Source organism: Alteromonas sp. CH_MED4-4, assembly GCF_037029575.1.
Lineage (GTDB): Bacteria > Pseudomonadota > Gammaproteobacteria > Enterobacterales > Alteromonadaceae > Alteromonas > Alteromonas macleodii.
This window is the reverse complement of the sequence record NZ_JAYMEU010000037.1, coordinates 1-18089: the sequence shown is the minus strand read 5'-3', so window position 1 is coordinate 18089 and position 18089 is coordinate 1. Positions and strand designations below refer to the sequence as shown.

The 18089-nt window shown below is 44.9% G+C and carries 20 protein-coding genes and 2 pseudogenes; 20 read left to right on the top strand and 2 right to left on the bottom strand.

The genetic code is table 11. The annotated features are described in order from the left end of the window. Positions 1-10 precede the first annotated feature (10 nt). The 20 genes from WA381_RS18830 to WA381_RS18735 all read left to right on the top strand — a co-directional run bounded on the left by WA381_RS18830 (position 11) and on the right by WA381_RS18735 (position 16623). Positions 11-1234 (top strand): hypothetical protein, encoded by a 1224-nt coding sequence (locus WA381_RS18830; protein WP_043959777.1) that lies wholly within the window; start codon positions 11-13, stop codon positions 1232-1234. Positions 1235-1248: 14 nt separating this feature from the next. Then, the gene (locus WA381_RS18825; protein ID WP_020742695.1) at positions 1249-1803 is read left to right on the top strand and encodes a HyaD/HybD family hydrogenase maturation endopeptidase; all 555 of its coding nucleotides are present in this window, start codon (positions 1249-1251) and stop codon (positions 1801-1803) included. Beyond that, a complete protein-coding gene (locus WA381_RS18820) occupies positions 1800-2234 on the top strand; it encodes a hydrogenase expression/formation C-terminal domain-containing protein (RefSeq protein WP_006991848.1) in 435 nt (144 codons plus the stop codon). Before WA381_RS18825 ends, WA381_RS18820 begins: the two co-directional genes overlap by 4 nt. 1 nt (position 2235) lies before the next feature. Next, positions 2236-3234, top strand: a complete 999-nt coding sequence (locus WA381_RS18815; RefSeq protein ID WP_015066015.1) for a hydrogenase small subunit — start codon at positions 2236-2238, stop codon at positions 3232-3234. A 17-nt stretch (positions 3235-3251) separates the two neighbouring features. Continuing rightward, positions 3252-5129 (top strand): nickel-dependent hydrogenase large subunit, encoded by a 1878-nt coding sequence (locus tag WA381_RS18810; RefSeq protein ID WP_015066016.1) that lies wholly within the window; start codon positions 3252-3254, stop codon positions 5127-5129. An 18-nt stretch (positions 5130-5147) separates the two neighbouring features. Next, positions 5148-5363 (top strand): hypothetical protein, encoded by a 216-nt coding sequence (locus WA381_RS18805; RefSeq protein WP_012516859.1) that lies wholly within the window; start codon positions 5148-5150, stop codon positions 5361-5363. Then, complete coding sequence (locus tag WA381_RS18800; RefSeq protein ID WP_015066017.1) at positions 5363-5590, top strand: HypC/HybG/HupF family hydrogenase formation chaperone; 228 nt, start codon at positions 5363-5365, stop codon at positions 5588-5590. The genes WA381_RS18805 and WA381_RS18800 overlap by 1 nt, the downstream gene beginning before the upstream one ends. Further along, the gene (locus tag WA381_RS18795; RefSeq protein WP_012516861.1) at positions 5583-5969 is read left to right on the top strand and encodes a hydrogenase maturation nickel metallochaperone HypA/HybF; all 387 of its coding nucleotides are present in this window, start codon (positions 5583-5585) and stop codon (positions 5967-5969) included. Before WA381_RS18800 ends, WA381_RS18795 begins: the two co-directional genes overlap by 8 nt. Continuing rightward, entirely contained in the window at positions 5959-6705 is a 747-nt protein-coding gene (gene hypB, locus WA381_RS18790; protein WP_020742696.1) for a hydrogenase nickel incorporation protein HypB, read from the top strand. The genes WA381_RS18795 and hypB overlap by 11 nt, the downstream gene beginning before the upstream one ends. 6 nt (positions 6706-6711) lie before the next feature. After that, positions 6712-7845, top strand: a complete 1134-nt coding sequence (gene hypD / locus WA381_RS18785; protein WP_015066018.1) for a hydrogenase formation protein HypD — start codon at positions 6712-6714, stop codon at positions 7843-7845. Beyond that, positions 7845-10151, top strand: coding sequence for a carbamoyltransferase HypF (gene hypF / locus WA381_RS18780; RefSeq protein ID WP_015066019.1), 2307 nt, complete (start codon positions 7845-7847; stop codon positions 10149-10151). The genes hypD and hypF overlap by 1 nt, the downstream gene beginning before the upstream one ends. Then, positions 10151-11203 (top strand): hydrogenase expression/formation protein HypE, encoded by a 1053-nt coding sequence (gene hypE / locus WA381_RS18775; RefSeq protein WP_012516865.1) that lies wholly within the window; start codon positions 10151-10153, stop codon positions 11201-11203. The genes hypF and hypE overlap by 1 nt, the downstream gene beginning before the upstream one ends. A gap of 118 nt (positions 11204-11321) precedes the next feature. After that, positions 11322-11732: a MerR family transcriptional regulator gene (locus tag WA381_RS18770; RefSeq protein ID WP_156087395.1), complete on the top strand. Its 411-nt coding sequence runs from the start codon at positions 11322-11324 to the stop codon at positions 11730-11732. 24 nt (positions 11733-11756) lie between these two features. After that, positions 11757-14105: a heavy metal translocating P-type ATPase gene (locus WA381_RS18765; protein WP_015066021.1), complete on the top strand. Its 2349-nt coding sequence runs from the start codon at positions 11757-11759 to the stop codon at positions 14103-14105. A gap of 9 nt (positions 14106-14114) precedes the next feature. After that, entirely contained in the window at positions 14115-14471 is a 357-nt protein-coding gene (locus WA381_RS18760) for a cupredoxin domain-containing protein (protein WP_012516868.1), read from the top strand. 46 nt (positions 14472-14517) lie between these two features. Continuing rightward, positions 14518-14841 carry a DUF2933 domain-containing protein gene (locus WA381_RS18755; RefSeq protein ID WP_014997005.1) on the top strand — a complete coding sequence of 108 codons (324 nt, stop codon included), beginning with the start codon at positions 14518-14520 and terminating at the stop codon, positions 14839-14841. Next, positions 14831-15484 carry a methyltransferase family protein gene (locus WA381_RS18750; protein ID WP_014997006.1) on the top strand — a complete coding sequence of 218 codons (654 nt, stop codon included), beginning with the start codon at positions 14831-14833 and terminating at the stop codon, positions 15482-15484. Before WA381_RS18755 ends, WA381_RS18750 begins: the two co-directional genes overlap by 11 nt. A 10-nt stretch (positions 15485-15494) precedes the next feature. Further along, a complete protein-coding gene (locus WA381_RS18745) occupies positions 15495-15947 on the top strand; it encodes a hypothetical protein (protein ID WP_156087396.1) in 453 nt (150 codons plus the stop codon). A 49-nt stretch (positions 15948-15996) separates the two neighbouring features. Next, on the top strand, positions 15997-16365 hold the full coding sequence (locus WA381_RS18740; RefSeq protein ID WP_012516876.1) for a hypothetical protein: 369 nt from the start codon (positions 15997-15999) through the stop codon (positions 16363-16365). Between the two features lie 120 nt (positions 16366-16485). After that, a complete protein-coding gene (locus WA381_RS18735; RefSeq protein WP_239302190.1) occupies positions 16486-16623 on the top strand; it encodes a hypothetical protein in 138 nt (45 codons plus the stop codon). Between the two features lie 251 nt (positions 16624-16874). On the opposite strand, the pseudogene WA381_RS18730 reads toward WA381_RS18735, so the two are convergent. Continuing rightward, positions 16875-17828, bottom strand: a pseudogene (locus WA381_RS18730) (IS481 family transposase). 71 nt (positions 17829-17899) lie between these two features. Next, positions 17900-18089: pseudogene (locus WA381_RS18725) on the bottom strand (hypothetical protein); the annotation flags it as partial.

The window sequence follows — 18089 nt, the reverse complement described above, 5'->3', positions numbered from 1 at the left end:
GGTACAAACTGTGATCACAAATTCCATTGCGCTCGCAACCTCGGTGCTGATCGCAATAGTATTGTGTCTGCCTCGCTTACGACAATCTTTCCAATGGCGAGCAACAGTCACACCGTTGGCTTCCATTATTGGTAGTGGCTTTTTGATCATTGCACCACTGCTGCATTCGGTAATGGGGAAATGGGCACTGCTTGGAATAGTGTTGTTGTCCATTCTGGCATATGCGCTGGGGTCGGTTATTCGCTTCAATATACGCCACGCAGAACCTGAGCTAGCTAGCAATCAACAAAGCAGTATTATGACGCTTGAAAAAGCAAGTCAATGGGCGCTTGGTGCGGCATATGCCATTTCCGTGGCGTTTTATATTAGTTTGTTTGCAGCGTTTGTTTTTGATCGTTTATCTATCTCTGATACGACGTACATCAAACTGTTTACCAGTGGGTTGCTTGTCATCATTATGGTGGTCGCTTGGCTTCGAGGTGCTAGGGGGCTAGAGACCATTGAGCTATTCGCCGTGACAATAAAATTGGCTATTATAGTTGGTGTGCTCGCAGCGCTGGCAACCTACGACATACAAGTACAAAGTGCTTGGTTTCAACATGAAGCGATACAGGCATTGAGCCATTTTGAAACTGTTAGCATGCTCGCAGGGATGCTCATGGTAACGCAAGGGTTCGAGACAACCCGTTTTATGGGGAATAACTATACGCCAGAACAGCGCATTAAAGCGAGTCGTTATGCTCAGTGGATCGCTATTTTTCTCTATGTTGTTTTTATCGGTCTAACGTGTCCTATTTTCCTGAATTTTCCGATCACGGAATTAAACGAAACAACGATTAGCTACACCCTAGGGCAAGCAATATGGGTATTGCCGATTTTATTACTGGTTGCCGCCACGGCAAGTCAGTTAAGTGCAGCATTAGCCGATACTATCGGTGGCGGAGGCCTCTTAAAAGAGCTTTTCCATTTACCTATCTCCCCCCAATTTTACTACGTTTTAGTTATCGCCATCGCAGGTATATTAGTTTGGTCATCTAACGTATTTGAAATTATTAATCTCGCTTCAAAAGGGTTTGCACTTTATTACCTGATCCAAACAATAATCGTGATCAAACTCGTGATGCGTCAAAGCACAGGTCAACGCATTAGGTCAACAAAATTACTTGGTCTATCGGTGATCGTTCTCTGTTTATTCTTTGTGATTGGCTGGTCAATTCCAGCACCTCATAGCTAATAAGGAAAATACCGATGCTATCACTAGAAACTACACCAACAATTGACCAAATTAAAAATGCGGCTAAGCGCTACGCTATCATTGGTGTTGGAAATCTACTGCAGCGAGATGATGGCGTTGGTGTGCACGCGGTTCGTGCTCTGCAACCCCTGCTAAAGTCTTATTCAAATGTATCTTGCATTGACGCTGGGACACTGAGCTATGAACTTTTGGAGTGGGTCGCGAGTTCCGATCATACGATAGTCATCGACGCGGCCTACATGCGCTGTTCGCCTGGTACGGTGAGAGTGTTTGAGGACGAGGCAATTGCGGATCAGTTTAAGCAAGCGACGACCCATTCCGTTCACCAGATCACGTTACGCGATACATTGTTGACCAGCCAAACGTTATATTCAAAACCTTCTGCGGTGACGTTAATTGGCGTAGAGCCTGAGGCGATAGAGTGGGGAACCTCTTTGAGTCCAAAGGTAAATGCAGCGTTATCATCGATCATCGATATCGCATTTGCTTGCTTATCAAGCGACGACATTCAGGCCTATAAACCGGCAACCCAAAAGGAGGCACGATGACCGAAGAACTCATTTTTATGACATCCAATGCTGAAAAAACCGGCAACGTAATGCCGCTTTTGCATCAGATACGTCATGCGTTGTCTCAGTTAATTGAACGACAAGAACAAACCACGATTGATCTGCGACGATTGCCTTTAAGCGCTAGCGAAGAAGCGCAGTTAGAAGCTTTTCTTGGGCATGGAGAGGTTAAAGCTGATATTCAGGCGCTGGGTGATACGGTGCTAATCGAATCACGCTACGCAGGCGTTTGGCTTGAAATTCACTATAACGAAGATGTGGAGATCATGGGCAAATACGTTCATATCTGTACCTGTCCACCAATCATAAAATCTCAGCCAGAAGATATGGTGTTATCGCTCAGCAATATAGTGTCTGACATCCATTCGTTGTCTCATCAATCTTCTGATGAAACGGCTAAGGAGGATTGAAATGGCGCTACCAACATTAAACAAGCAGTTACAAGCGTCCGGTATCTCAAGACGCACATTTCTTAAGTTTTGCGCTACAACGGCGTCTTTACTGGCATTGCCGCAAAGCGCTGTTGCCGATTTGGCGACTGCCCTTGGCAATGCGAGAAGACCCTCTGTGATTTGGTTGCCCTTTCAAGAGTGCACAGGGTGTACCGAAGCAATATTGCGCTCTCATGCTCCCACATTGGAAAGCCTTATTTTCGATCATATTTCGTTGGATTATCAGCATACGATAATGGCTGCTGCGGGAGAGCAAGCTGAAGACGCTAGGCGTGCGGCGATGAACGCGCACAAAGGGCAATATTTGTTGTTGGTTGATGGTTCGGTTCCGGTGGGTAACCCAGGATACTCAACGATCAGTGGCATGAGTAATGTCGATATGCTGAGAGAATCGGCAAAAGATGCTGCGGGTATTATTGCCATCGGTACCTGCGCGTCTTTTGGCGGGATCCCTAAAGCAAACCCAAATCCGACGGGGGCAGTGGCAGTAAGCGACATTATTACAGACAAGCCAATCGTAAACATTTCAGGCTGTCCGCCACTGCCTATCGCGATTACAGCTGTGTTGGTTCATTACCTGACGTTTAAGCGTCTCCCTGATCTCGACGAATTACAACGCCCACTCGCTTTTTTTGGTGAAAGCATCCATGACAGATGTTATCGACGCCCATTTTTTGAACAACGTAAATTTGCAAAATCGTTTGATGATGAGGGGGCAAAAAATGGGTGGTGTTTGTTCGAACTTGGTTGTAAAGGGCCCGAAACCTTTAACGCATGTGCAACGGTTAAATGGAATCAAGGCACGAGTTTTCCTATCGAATCTGGTCATCCGTGTCTTGGTTGCTCTGAGCCCGATTTCTGGGATAAAAGCAGCTTTTACCAAGCCTTGGGTCCATGGGAGTGGTACAAATCCAAACCCGGCAAAGGTGCACAGAAGCATGCTGGGAAAAACTCATAAGATAATAGGCAAGGCTCATGGAAAATACAGCAAGTAACAACCGGTTAGTCGTCGATCCTATCACTCGAATTGAAGGGCATCTTCGAATAGAAGCTGAAATGGATGGGAATACCATCAAACAGGCGTTCTCATCGGGCACGTCTGTTCGGGGAATTGAACTGATTTTACAAGGCAGAGATCCGCGTGACGCTTGGGCTTTTGCGCAACGTATCTGTGGCGTCTGCACGCTGGTGCATGGTATGGCATCGGTGCGTGCTGTCGAAGATGCAATTAGAAAAGCTTGGCGGTCAAACGCAAAATTAGGGGTTGCCATTGGAAAGCCCTCCATGACATCTATGCCAAAAGGACCGATGCAACATGGTAAAAAAGGGCACCGACAGTCACGTACTTCAATAGGCGTACTGAGTGAAGCAGAAATGGCTATCCCTCAAAATGCACAACTGATAAGAAACATCATGATTGCAACCCAATATGTGCATGATCACGTGATGCATTTTTATCACTTGCATGCCCTAGATTGGGTTGACGTTGTTTCTGCACTAGATGCAGATCCAACGAGAACCGCTGCGCTCGCCGGTCAATTGAGTGATTATCCTCGTTCATCGCCGGGATATTTCAAAGATATGAAGCAAAAAGTCAAAACGCTGGTTGAGTCTGGGCAGCTAGGGATATTCAGTAACGCGTATTGGGGGCATCCTGGCTATAAACTGCCACCTGAAGTTAACTTGATGGCATTAGCACATTATTTAGATGCGCTAACGTGGCAGCGTGATGTTGTAAAAGTTCACACCATATTTGGAGGGAAAAACCCTCATCCTAATTTTGTCGTTGGCGGCGTGCCTTCACCGATTAATCTCAATGCGTCAACGGGTATTAACACGCGTCGATTAGTTCAACTACAAGATGCTATCACGCAAATGAAGAGCTTTGTCGATCAGGTGTATTACCCCGATATTGTGGCGATTGCGGGTTATTACAAAGAGTGGGGGACACGAGGGGAAGGGCTGGGTAACTTTCTTACCTATGGAGACTTACCCATGACATCAATGGATGACCCTGATTCTTTCTTGTTTCCACGAGGTGCAATACTTGGTCGAGACTTGAGTAAAGTGCATGACCTTGATCTAGATGATCCCTCTGAAATTCAAGAATTCGTCTCTTCCTCCTGGTATCGATATAGTGGAGGGAACGCAAGTGGTTTACACCCTTTTAATGGACAAACAACACTCGAGTATACTGGTCCGAAACCGCCTTACAAGCACCTAAATGTAGGGGCTGAATATTCATGGTTAAAAAGTCCGCGTTGGAAAGGCCATGCGATGGAGGTGGGACCGCTGGCTCGCGTGCTAATGATGTATGCTAAAAAAGATGCCGCTGCGCAAGACATCGTTAATCGATCTCTTTCTATCTTGGATTTAGAGACCTCTGCACTTTTCTCCACACTCGGTAGGACGCTCGCCAGAGCAGTGGAAACAAAAATTGTGGTTAACCAGCTACAGTCTTGGTATGACCAACTATTGGATAATATCGCAAAGGGCGATACCGATACGTTTAACCCTCTGTATTTTGACCCTACCAATTGGCCAATTAAAGGCCAGGGGGTAGGCGTGATGGAAGCGCCTCGTGGCGCGTTGGGGCATTGGTTGGTCATGCAAAATGGCAAAATTGAGAATTACCAATGTGTCGTGCCTACGACATGGAACGCTGGACCTCGAGATCCCAACTCACAGGCAGGTGCTTATGAAGCCGCTCTGCAAGATAAACATACGCTACATGATCCTGACCAACCTTTAGAGATTTTGCGAACACTTCATAGTTTTGACCCCTGCTTAGCATGTGCCGTGCACGTAATGGACGAAACAGGGGAAGAGCGTTTGCGTCTAAAAGTTCGTTAACCTTACTTGAGGAATATTATGAAAATCAAAAATAGTATTAGAAAGTCAGTTACTTCTTTAATTGCCTTTTTCTATCTGGTGGTAGGTTCACCCGTTAGTTATGCGCACCCGGGTCATCAAGGCGATCATTCACTACTTTTGGGATCTCTGGTGTCAACAATCGTGCTTGTCACCGTTGCGCTGTTTATTTATCGAGCTAGAGCAAGTAGGCCCTATCAACGGGTAAAACAGTAATGTGTCTCGCTATCCCCATGAAAGTCATTGCAATTAAAGGCTTTAACGCAACGTGTGAAGCGAAAGGTGTCTCTCGCGAGGTGAGTTTACATTTAGTGCAAGGGCTAGAGGTCAAAGTTGGCGACTATGTGATGGTACATGTTGGTTATGCTCTCCAAGTGATCACCTATGATGACGCGCAGGTGACATGGGAGATGCTCGATCAGGTCATTGCTTACGATGCATGAAATTAGTCTTTGCTATAGCTTGCTTGACACAGTCGCTGTTCACCAGCGAGCAAACATGAATAAGTCTGTCAGTCTGGTTCACGTCAAAGTCGGCCCACTGTCAGGTGTTGAGCCTGACTTGCTGCACCATGCGTTCTTGGCGTGTAGAACTCACACCATTGGCGATCAGGCAACGCTTAGAATTGACACAAGCGCTATCAAGATACGCTGTAAATTGTGTGGCGAATTCAGCCGAGTTTCGGTGAATAGTATCCTATGTGCAAGTTGCGGTGCTTGGCAAACCGACCTCATTGAGGGCGATGAATTTATATTGCAACGAATAGAGTTTATCGCACCTGACAATTTTACAGAATCAAAGGAGAGAAAACATGTGCGGTAACTGTGGTTGCGAAACGCAAGTAAAATCAGAGAAAACTGACAAGCCATCAGCAAATATCGTTGAGGTTCACGCAAATTTAAAAAGCAACAATGACAGCCAAGCGATAGCAAACCGTGCTTTATTTGACGCACATAATGTACTAGTGATTAATTTGATGTCATCCCCAGGCAGTGGAAAAACCCGGCTACTCGAAGAAACGATACGTGCGCTTAAGTCGCAATACGCGATGGCGGTGATTGAAGGCGACCTCGAAACTGAAAATGACGCAAATAGAATTAGACGTCATGGTGTGCAGGCGGAGCAAATCGCCACGGGCCAAGGGTGTCACTTGGACGCCAGTATGGTGCAAAAGGTACTTGGAAGATTTAGCTTACAAAAACTAGACGTTTTGTTTATAGAGAATGTTGGCAATTTGATTTGTCCAGCGTGTTTTGATTTAGGACAGCACTTAAACATTATTTTGCTGTCCGTACCAGAAGGTGATGATAAGCCTGAAAAGTACCCAGTGATGTTTCGTGCCGCGGACGTCATGCTTATTTCTAAGACCGATTACTTGCAATTTCACGATGAATTCAATGTACCTCGCGCGATTGAATCATTTCGTAAAGTGGGCAACGATGCGCCCGTTCTCGAAGTGTCTTCATTGAAAAGTCAACATCTAGAGCGTTGGTTTTCTTATTTTACGCACGCCATTACAGCTCATCAGTCTCAGTCGTTACAAAATAGCGGAGTCTAAAGTCTTATGTACAGTGTTGAATCGTTGCTAAGAGACATTAAGAATACCTCGCTTTCAAAACCGTTTCGTATTCTTAATGTTTGCGGTGGCCATGAGCGTGCGATTACGCGCGCTGGATTTAGAACGTTGTTTCAGCACAATATTCATCTGATACCTGGGCCAGGGTGCCCCGTTTGTATTTGCCCCGAAGAGGATATTGCATACGCGATACACTTAGCCATTAACGAAAATGTCGTTATCGTTAGTTTTGGTGACATGCTCCGCGTCCCAGTCGAACACGAAATGGGTGGCTGTAGCTCATTGATAGACGCAAAAAATCAAGGGGCCGATATCCGTCCGATATCTTCTCCTCAAGAAGCGGTATCTATAGCATTGGAAGAACCTCGTAAGGTTATTGTGTTTTTTGCTGTTGGTTTTGAAACGACTATGGCACCGATTGCAGCAACACTGCTTAATGATTTACCCAATAACTTTAAAGTATTATTGTCTGGACGACTTACTTGGCCAGCAGTTGCCCATGTGCTTGAGAGTCAACCGAATACTTTTGATGCACTGATTGCGCCAGGCCACGTTGCGACAATTATGGGTAGTGAAGAATGGCAGTTTGCAATCGACCATCATAATTTGCCTGTCAGTATTGCTGGTTTTCATCCAGAAAGTTTGCTGTTGTCGCTCCAAACGCTGCTCGGTAATTGTTCAAATAAAGTCGTCACACTGAGTAACCGCTATCCCGAAGTGGTAAAGCAAAACGGCAATGCAGCAGCTAAAGCAATAATCAATAAAGCGTTCACTATCGTTGACGCACATTGGCGAGGAATTGGTGTTATTCCTGGTTCTGGATTTTCCTTTGCTTCGAGACTATCGCACCTAGACGCCACAAACGATTATGCGCCAGTCGATTTCCCTTCGCAATGTGCGCAAAACGTTCCTGAAACCACATCGCCCTGTGAAAAAGTGATCCTCGGAAAAATGACACCTGATGCGTGCCCGTTTTTTGGTCAGGAATGCAAACCAGCATCCCCTAAAGGCGCATGTATGGTGTCTGATGAGGGGGCTTGCCGAATTTGGTATAGCTCTGGTGAGCGCTCGATAACAAATGTTATCAAAAAGGGGAATACGCTAAAGGTGGAGATGAAGTGATGACAACTGCCCGCACATATGTTGCCAATACGAATAAGAGTAAAACTATCGCCTATGAGTTGAACATTACTGGAGTCATCCAGGGGGTTGGGTTCAGACCGTTAGTTTACTGCTTAGCGTATGAAAAAAGTATTGTTGGTTGGGTACAAAACGACTGTGGATGTGTGCGAATACACGCTGAAGGCACTGAGCTAGACGTTGAACAATTTGTATTCGACTTACTGAACAATGGGTCGCTAGTTTCCATATCCTTGCTGGAAAAGAAGCAGGTTAAACTGAGTAATGTAGACTCGTTCACGATAAAAGAAAGCGGTCATGATATAGCGTGCGGGGCGATATCAATCCCCAAAGATGTCTATTTGTGTGGAGCGTGTAAAGCTGAGTTACTGTCAAATACTAACCGACGTGGCACCTATAGCTTTATCGCTTGCAGTAAATGTGGTCCACGATTTTCTATGCTGCGAGCAATGCCATACGACAGAAAGAACATGAGTATGTCAGCATTTCCAATGTGTGAGTTATGTCGTAAAGAATATCAATCGCCAACTGATAGGCGCTTTCATGCTCAACCAATAAGCTGTCGCGTATGCGGGCCTGAAGTATTTTGTTCAACTGTCGGCGGGCGCGTGGTCTCGCAAGGCGATGTTGATGTTGTAGCAACGGTTGTCGCATATTTGAATCAAGGCAAAATTGTCGCGTTAAAAAGTATAGGCGGTTATCACTTGCTCTGTGACGCACAAAGCACTGAAGCGGTAGACCTTTTACGCCAGCGTAAAAATAGACCAGATAAACCTTTCGCGGTCATGCTCCCAGAGCCTCGTGCAGACGAAACAAGTGAGGATTGGTTAGATAAATGCGTTGCTGTAGACAGTCATCAAAGAGCGCTCTTACTAAGCCCCGTGCGACCCATTTTACTTGCAAAAAAGCAATCGAATGTACCCATTGCAGATAACGTAGCGCCCATGCTTCGTGATTTGGGGGTGATGTTGCCGTGCAGCGGACTGCATTTACTCATTATGCAGCAATTCAATCGCCCCATGGTGGCTACGTCAGGAAATATTTACGGTGAACCGATGGTCACATCGACGTCATCGGCACAGCAACACCTTACGATGTTGGCAGACATCTTCGTGCACCATAATCGAGACATTTTTCACAAACTGGATGATTCTGTGCTGCGAACGCTTAAGTCAGGCACCATTCCAATTCGCCTGGGGCGGGGTATAAGTCCGATAGAATTATCATTGCCATATACTGTGCAGGAACCAATGCTTGCTGTTGGCGCGAATCAGAAAAATACAGTCGCAATAGCTTTGAACAATCGACTTATCGTAACACCGCATATTGGCGACCTCGATTCTCCGATAATGCAAGCGCACTTTGAAAAATGTATCAGTGACTTTCAAGCTCTCTATCATGTTCATCCACAGCGTATTCTTTGCGATAGCCATCCTGGCTATATCAGTTCCCGTTGGGCCAAAGGCAGTGAACTACCGACTACTAAAGTTTTACATCACCACGCTCATGCATCAGCGTGGGCATTAGCTGCTGAAATATCGACACCAAGCTTGGTTTTCGTGTGGGATGGAACGGGATTAGGCGAGAATGGCGAGATGTGGGGAGGGGAAGTTTTTTGTGGGACGCCGGGCAATTGGAAACGTGTTGCCTCATTAGCGCCTATGAAGTTGCAAGGCGGCAACAAGGTTCCAAATCAACCATGGCGAAGTGCAGCATCACTAGTGTGGGGTACTAATTTCACCGGCATTGATTTTAAACCATTTGATCCACAACAATTAAGCTACAACGCATGGCAAAACGAACTCAATTGTCATGTTAGTAGTTCAATGGGAAGACTGTTCGACGCGGCGGCATTTGCCTGCTGTGAACAGAGCGAAGTCTCTTATGAAGGGCAGGCGCCGATGATGTTGGAAAGCGTTGCGTCGACGCCCTCTAAGGTTATGCCGTTAACGTTGGTCCAGAAAAACGACGAATTTATTCAAATGGATTGGCGAACACTGGTACCGGAACTATTTGATTTCAAAGTGTCTCCTCAAACTCGTGCTGCAAATTTCCACGCTTCGTTAATTGAAACGGTATGGGAGGTAACCCTACATTGCCGTAAAAAGTTTAATTTTGACCACATTGGATTGGCAGGAGGCGTCTTCCAAAATCGCATTTTGTGTGACGGTATATCACAACGGTTTTTACAATCAGACATTCCTGTGGTTATTCCAAGTAGTTTGCCATTAAACGATGCCGCAATAAGTGTTGGGCAAATCCACGAATACTGTTCACGGAGGTCATAATGAAAAGCGCAGAGGGCAATAATCATTCATCATCAGAGCCGTTGGGCACGGAATCTATTCAATTAGCTCAGGGGAACGGCGGAACACTGACAAAAAGACTCATTGATCATGTTTTTAAAAATAAAGCGAACAAAGATCTAGATCTGCTTCATGATGCCGCCACAGTAACTTTTGATGGTCCTTATCTGAGTATAACAACGGATAGCTTCGTTGTATCCCCCCCAACATTTCCAGGCGGCAATGTAGGCGCGTTGAGTGTTTACGGTACCGTCAATGATTTAGCAGTCGTTGGGGCAACACCACGGTACATCAGTACTGCATTTATTATTGAAGAAGGCTTTTCCCTTTCAACATTGAAACAAATCGTTAATGGAATGCATCAAGCTGCCGAAGAAACGAAGGTCGCCATTGTAACAGGTGATACGAAAGTTGTCCCGAAAGGCAGTGGTGGCGGCGTTTTTATCAATACAACGGGTGTTGGAGACAGCCGAGATGCGCCGATTTGGGATACCAGTCTTATAAAGGCAGGCGATCATGTACTGGTTAGTGGTTCTGTAGGTGATCACGGTGCGTGTGTCCTGCTTGCTCGCGAGGACTATGGTTTGCAAGGTCAGCTAAAGTCTGATTGTGGAAGCGTTGTTCCTCTTATTGATCCAATCAAGCATTTGGAAGGTGTTCGTTTTGTGCGTGACCCAACTCGTGGAGGGTTGTCAGTATTACTCCATGACGTTGCTAATGAAACAGGCTTCGATATCGAGTTAATTGAAAATAATATTCCGGTGCGACCTGAAGTGGCAAGCGTGTGTGAAATATTAGGCTTTGATCCGTTTGTTTTAGCGTGTGAGGGACGCATTGTTGCTGTTGTTGCCCCTGACATAAGCGGTAAGGTGCTAGAACACTGGCGGAGCATTCGAAACGGGGAGCAGGCCGAACACATTGGTGTAATAGTAAAAAACACCGAATCAAAAGGGCGCGTGACCATTGTTACGCCAATGGGAGGAAGACGTTTCATGAATGAACTCGAAGATGAGCCGCTTCCAAGGATCTGCTGAAAGAATAGGTGTTGACCTGTGAGCAACACATAGGTTTACCCTAGTAACGTGAGAGTAGAACATAGGATTAAAGGCGTGCTTAACCGCATATCTATGTTGATAAAAGAGGAGCGTTAAAATGCGCGTTAAACAAATTGCAGATGCACTAGAGATTAGCGCGGACAGCGTACGGTATTACACGCGCATTGGTTTTTTGGTGCCAAGTAAATCGCACAATGGTTACAAGTATTACAGGCCCGCTGATGTGACACGACTACGGTTTATTTTAAGCGCGCGTTCATTAGATTTCTCTATCAATGATATTAAGGAAATTCTGTTCACGTCATCACAAACCAACGCGCCATGCCCGACGGTTCGGCGCCTTATTGAACAAAGGTTGAAAGAAACTGAACAGCGGTATCAGGACATGCATGAGCTAAGACTGCGCATGCGAAAAGCAATCTCAGAATGGGAAAATACACCGGATCAGCATCCAACGGCCGATACGATTTGCCATTTGATTGAAGGTTTCACAACACTTAAATCATAACATTATTTAGAGAGGGAGTGGCTCATGAATTCAAAAACGGACGATGCGAAAATTCATTCGTGTTGTGGCGGTGACAAAAAAGTATCAACCGCTAGTAAGGCGGTCGAGAGTGAAACACATACTGAGCAAGTCTCTGCGTCTTCGGGTGAGCTACAACTCAATATCCAAGGTGCAAGTTGCGCCAGTTGTGTGTCTAAAATTGAAGCGGCCTTAAAACAGGTCTCGGGTGTCACCAATGCTGAGATGAATTTTGCTGAACGCTCGGTGTTGGTGATGGGCAGTTCATCCTCCCACGCATTGATTAAGGCGGTAGAGCAAGCTGGGTATAACGCAACATTAGCGAATACGGATTCAGATGAGGCTGCCATTGAAGAAAAGGAACAGGCGGACTGGGCATATTATAAAAAACTAATGCGAGACATGGTCATTGCATTATCTCTGGGTGTGCCACTGATGCTTTATGGCTTGGTGACGGGGGAAATGAGCGTCAACACGACCACTGAGCGGATCGTGTGGTTGATTGTAGGGATCATGACATTGGGTGTTATGGTGTTTTCTGGTCGGCATTTTTATGTAGGTGCTTGGAACTCCTTTAAAAATCACGCCGCGAACATGGATACTTTGATTGCATTGGGGACAGGAACAGCCTGGTTGTACTCTATGGTCGTTGTGTTTTTCCCCGGATATGTGCCTGAAATGGCGCGGCATGTCTATTTTGAAGCAACAGCCATGATAATTGGTCTCATTAATTTAGGCTTAGCGCTTGAGATAAAAGCACGCGGTAAAACGTCCGAGGCAATTAAACGACTGATTGGTTTACAAGCCAAAACAGCTCGCGTCATTCGTGATGGGCATGATATAGATATTCCGATTGAAGATGTTCTGCTAAATGATCTTATCCGGGTTCGCCCTGGGGAGCGCATCTCTGTTGATGGCTTAGTTGTCGAGGGCCAGACAAGTATTGATGAATCAATGCTAACGGGTGAACCCATGCCCATAGAAAAACGAAAAGACGATGAGGTCGTTGCCGGCACGATAAACAAATCAGGCTCTATCGTCTTTCGAGCAGAGCGCGTGGGAAAAGATACCGCGCTTGCTCAAATTATTAACATGGTAAAACGCGCACAAAATTCTAAACCGCCTATTGGTCGATTAGCTGATATGATTTCCGCCTATTTTGTACCGGTCGTCATGATCATTGCCGTGATCAGTGCGCTGGCCTGGTTGAATTATGGTCCATCTCCTGAAGTAGCTTTTGCAATCGTTTCTGCGACCACAGTACTGATTATTGCCTGCCCTTGCGCCTTGGGTTTGGCCACACCGATGTCGGTGATGGTCGGTGTGGGAAAGGCGGCTGAAGCGGGGGTTCTTATCCGAAACGGCGAAGCGCTGCAATCTGCATCAAAAATAACCACTATGGTTCTAGATAAAACAGGCACTATTACTGAGGGGGCCCCTAAAGTAACAGATGTCGTTATAGCTTCAGATCATAGTCACAACGATGTGCTTTCTTTGGCGGCTAGCCTTGAGTCTGGTTCTGAGCATCCACTTGCCATGGCGATCGTTGAATCTGCAAAGGAGCAAGGTGTGCCGATCCATTCCGTTACTGATTTTCAGTCCATTGCGGGGAAGGGGGTTGAAGCCATGCTAAATTCTCAACGCCTGCTATTTGGAAATGAAAAATTGATGATAGACCAAGGGATCGAGCTTCATCATTACATCGACAAAGCGCAGAGGTTAGCAGCGGATGCAAAGACCCCTATGTATTTTGCTATTGATTCTACATTAGTTGCCGTAATTGCCGTCGCTGACCCAATAAAATCTGACTCAATAGATGCGATAAAGCGGCTACAGCATAACGGGATACGAGTTGTGATGTTAACCGGGGATAATCGACTGACCGCAAAAGCCGTCGCCCGAAAAGCGGGGATTGCAGATTACGTTGCCGAAGTGATGCCGGAAGATAAGGCAAACAAAATACTTGAGCTTCAACGTGAAGGCGAAATTGTGGGTATGACCGGTGATGGCATAAATGACGCACCGGCCCTTGCTCATGCCAACGTCGGCTTTGCGATTGGGACTGGGACTGATGTAGCGATAGAAAGTGCGGATATAACGTTGATGCGCGGCTCCCTACATGGGTTAGCGGATGCAATTGCCGTGAGCAAAGCAACACTGCGTAACATCAAGCAAAACCTCTTTGGCGCATTTATTTATAATGTCGCCGGAATACCATTTGCGGCAGGCGTCTTTTATCCATTCTTAGGGATACTGCTTAACCCAGTCATTGCTGGTGCAGCGATGGCATTCTCATCACTAACGGTGGTGACCAATGCTAACCGATTACGTCTATTTAAAGCGAAAGAGCACTAGGAGTACACAATGATGATATGGATTAATTTAGCAGGGCTTATCCTGATTGGGCTTATTGTTTGGTGGTTTTGGCTTTACAAAGCACAATCAACCCAGATAAAAGACGGCAGTATCAAAGTCCTTGTAAAAGACGGCGTGTATCAGCCTGCCAATATCACGGTGCCGGCGCATCAGTCCGTTCAGCTTATGTTCGTCAGAGAAGATGCAACGCCCTGTGCAGAAACGTTATTGATCCCGGAGTTGGATATCAATGAAACATTAGCGCTTAACAAGCGAGTGACGGTCACTATTCCTGCTTCCAGTGCCGGCGTTTACCCATTTCATTGTCAGATGCAAATGTATCGTGGCACGTTGGTGATCAAGTGATTAAACGCTTTTTATTAACGTAAAAGATACCAAAGCGAGGTGTATTATGAGTAAACAAAAAGTCCCCTTTTGGCGCACCCCCAGTGGTTGGTCTGCCATAGGCCTTATTACCGCCGCGAGCTACTTCTTGCTGGTTGAGCATGGTGAGCATGTGTTTCCGTATTTACCTTACTTGATCTTGTTGTTGTGCCTTGTCATGCACATTTTTATGCACGGCAGTCATGGCAAAGGACATGAAACACATGAGCACACCGAAAAAACATTTAAAGAACAAACCGAGGACAATGAGCAATATCGAAAAGGCTATATCGAAGGGTTAGAGCAGGCCCGTAAAGGAAAACATAAAACGGAGAATAATAATGCACGGTGATTCTGATTATGGGCTCTGGGCACTAGTCATTATAAACTCAGCCATTTTTATCTTTTTTGCGTTTAGTTTTATCAAGCCGAAGTCGAAAACAGATTGGCGAAGCCTAGGTGTATTTTCCGCTTTTATCGTGGCCTTATTTACCGAAATGTATGGTTTCCCCCTGACAATATACTTTTTGTCAGGGTGGTTAGCGGAAAGTTATCCAGGGGTAGACTTTTTAGCGCATGAAAATGGTCACTTGTGGCATACTTTGCTAGGGCTATCCGGCGATGCTCACTGGGATATTTTACACATCTTAAGTAATGTCATCATCATTTTAGGTTTCTTTTTACTATCCGCTTCTTGGAGTGTCCTACACCACGCGCAAAAATCGCATAGTTTAGCCACTACTGGATGGTACGCTCGCTGCCGGCATCCTCAATATGTTGCATTTATACTGATCATGTTTGGCTTTTTGTTGCAATGGCCAACACTGCCAACCTTACTTATGTTTCCAATTCTTATTGTCGTTTATGCTCGACTCGCCACGCGAGAAGAGCAGCAAGCTGAATCCGAGTTTGGTGATAGCTACAGACACTATAAACAAACGACGCCAGGTTGGTTTCCCCGTATGGGTATTTCAAACGTTTCAAGCACTAATTAAGGATTACAAAATGAACAAAGTACTACTGTCATTACTGTTTGTTGGAGGGGTGTTACCCGCGACATTTGCTGCTGCTCAAACGTCGATGAGTGCGGATGATATGCTTCGAAGTAATGAGCTTGTCATGGATGCACTAATGCAACGCATACAACGGATCAACGACGTCTCTGATAGGCAAACTCTCATCGTTGAGCATATGAAAATGATGGAAATTTATTTAACGAATATTGAGAAGAGACTCCATAGTGAAACAGACCTGCAACACAAAGCACATCTGGAAGAAACGTACACAAATGGCCTTCAACGAAGTCTCGTTCTTATCGACAGCGGTTTAGCAGGGGGCGACTTTGTAGTCATGGGAAATTCGGTAGACGAACATTTGTTTTATCTTGAACGAAGAATGTCAATTTTACAATCGTTAATGAAGCAGCAGCTCGGTGCCAATAGTGTTTTAAATAATTAAAGAAATGACGAACATAAACAAGTTAACAATCGATTTATAGGAGGAAAAGATGAGCGATCTAGATCACAGAGTCGGTGTATCAGAGGCGAATTTAGTCGTACGGCATTTAAAGTTGGTTGGTATTACCGAAGATAACATAGAAGCAATTATTGCTGGCATTGATGGGACCTTTGGAATCGATGCAGTTTCATTTGAGGACGCCAAAAGTACCCTGCATATAGGCTACGATGCAACCCACTGCAATTTAGATGGCATTGAGACAATCATTCGTGACAACGGGGCAGACATTTCGGACGACTTTTGGACAAAAATGAAAGAAGGCTATTACCAATTCGTTGACGAAAACATTCGTGAAAATGCAAAACACAAACCCTGGAGTTGCCACCGTGTTCCTCCTGGGCAAACCCATAAAAAGTAATTATTTCAATAGCAACGATCAGACTTACGTTACGCCTGATCGTACAGCCATAACAAACAAAAACAGGACAACACAGTGGTACATAGTAAAAACTAAGCGGACAGAATTAAGTTACTTAACTTGGGAATAATTGAAAGAAACCCAGCTGAGCATGAAATCCATCAAGCGGTACAAGAATTCACAGGTTCCGTTATGCCTAACGCAAAATATTCACTGGAAAAAGCATTAAAAGCGTTTTCTTCAAGCAAAGACGAATAGAAGCGTGGCAAGTTTTAGCCGCTGGAAGGGGCAATTTTTCTATTACCGGCACATGGGTAAATAAAGTGTTAGTGAGTACTTCAATAGGGGCTTTGGTAGCTGTTTTAATAATAGGATTGGCGAAGTTAAATAAATTCGATAAAGACCGAAGTTTTTATCCAACGCTCACTGTTGTGATCGCGAGTTACTATCCATTGTTTGGAGTGTTAGAAAGTCGATTTATATGGCATGAGTTGTGTGATTCATAGACATCATTTCACTTTTCTCAATTGCAGGTCGCGTTGATAATTTGATAGCTGAATGCGCTCGTCCTCAGTTATATAATCCTCGTGAACCTCTTCTCAAAGTGGGGCTTGTTCAAGTCTTTCACAGACAATATCCATTGGCGTTTTTCCCTTTAACGAACCATGTGCCCGTTGCCAGTTGTAGTAATGCTGCCATTCGGGCAATGTTTCGTTTTTTAGTTCGTCTAGATTCAAGTTTACTGTTGAATAAAACTCTTCTTTGTCGGTTCTTTGCGACCTTTCAACCTTACCATTCAGGTGAGGAGAACCAGGCTTGTTAGGACGAAATTTGATGCCATAATCCATCAGCTTTCGCTGAACTTTCTCTGCGAAGAATTCTGTACCACGGTCGGTTTGTATTCGCTGTATTGGAAATGGCATTTCCTCGATTACCTTATCGATAAAAATAAGGGTGTTTGCTGCCGACCTCCGGTTAAACACATCCAGTACGCGATATCTAGAGCAGTCATCAATAGCAGTATATTGGTAAATTCCAGGAGCGATTTTGCATGTATCCATCTGCACTCGATCACCTGGAATAGGTCTTTGGTAACGGATGAAGTCTTTTTTCTTCCGTTGAAATACTATTGGTTTAACGTCATGTCTGGTCAGCACCTTATGTATGGAAGCAAGCGATAATTGAACACTATGCTCGCGAAGAAGTTCATTTTGGATTCTCCGCGCACCAAGCTTCCTGTCTTTTCTCAGGCTTAGAATCCATTCCTCTATCTGATGGTTTATTTTAGCATTTGGCGAGGTATGAGGGCGTTTAGAAACGTCCTGAAGACCGTCTAGACCATTTTCTTTGTATCGTTTTAACCATTTACGAAGAGTGGGTCTGGATATACCACACCTGCGGCAAACCAGACCTGCATTTTTAGTTTCTTCGTAAAGCTCAATCCACTTGAGTCGCTGTCTAATTTCTTTGTTCTTAGAGTCGTATTATTTTGAAACGATCTCTATGAATCACACACATAAACGTCCTTGTTGTCTTAAATATTCTGACTACTGTTTTCGAAGACCGTAATTAAAGATTCATCCAAATAGGGACCGATCTCGCTAAAATCGTAAATGCTATTTATGTTCTTATTGCTAATGATCCTTTTGCATTTTAATTTAGTTAAAAATGAATCACTACTAGCAACGGTGAGAATATCTTGTTCAAGATCTCCAGCTAGTTTT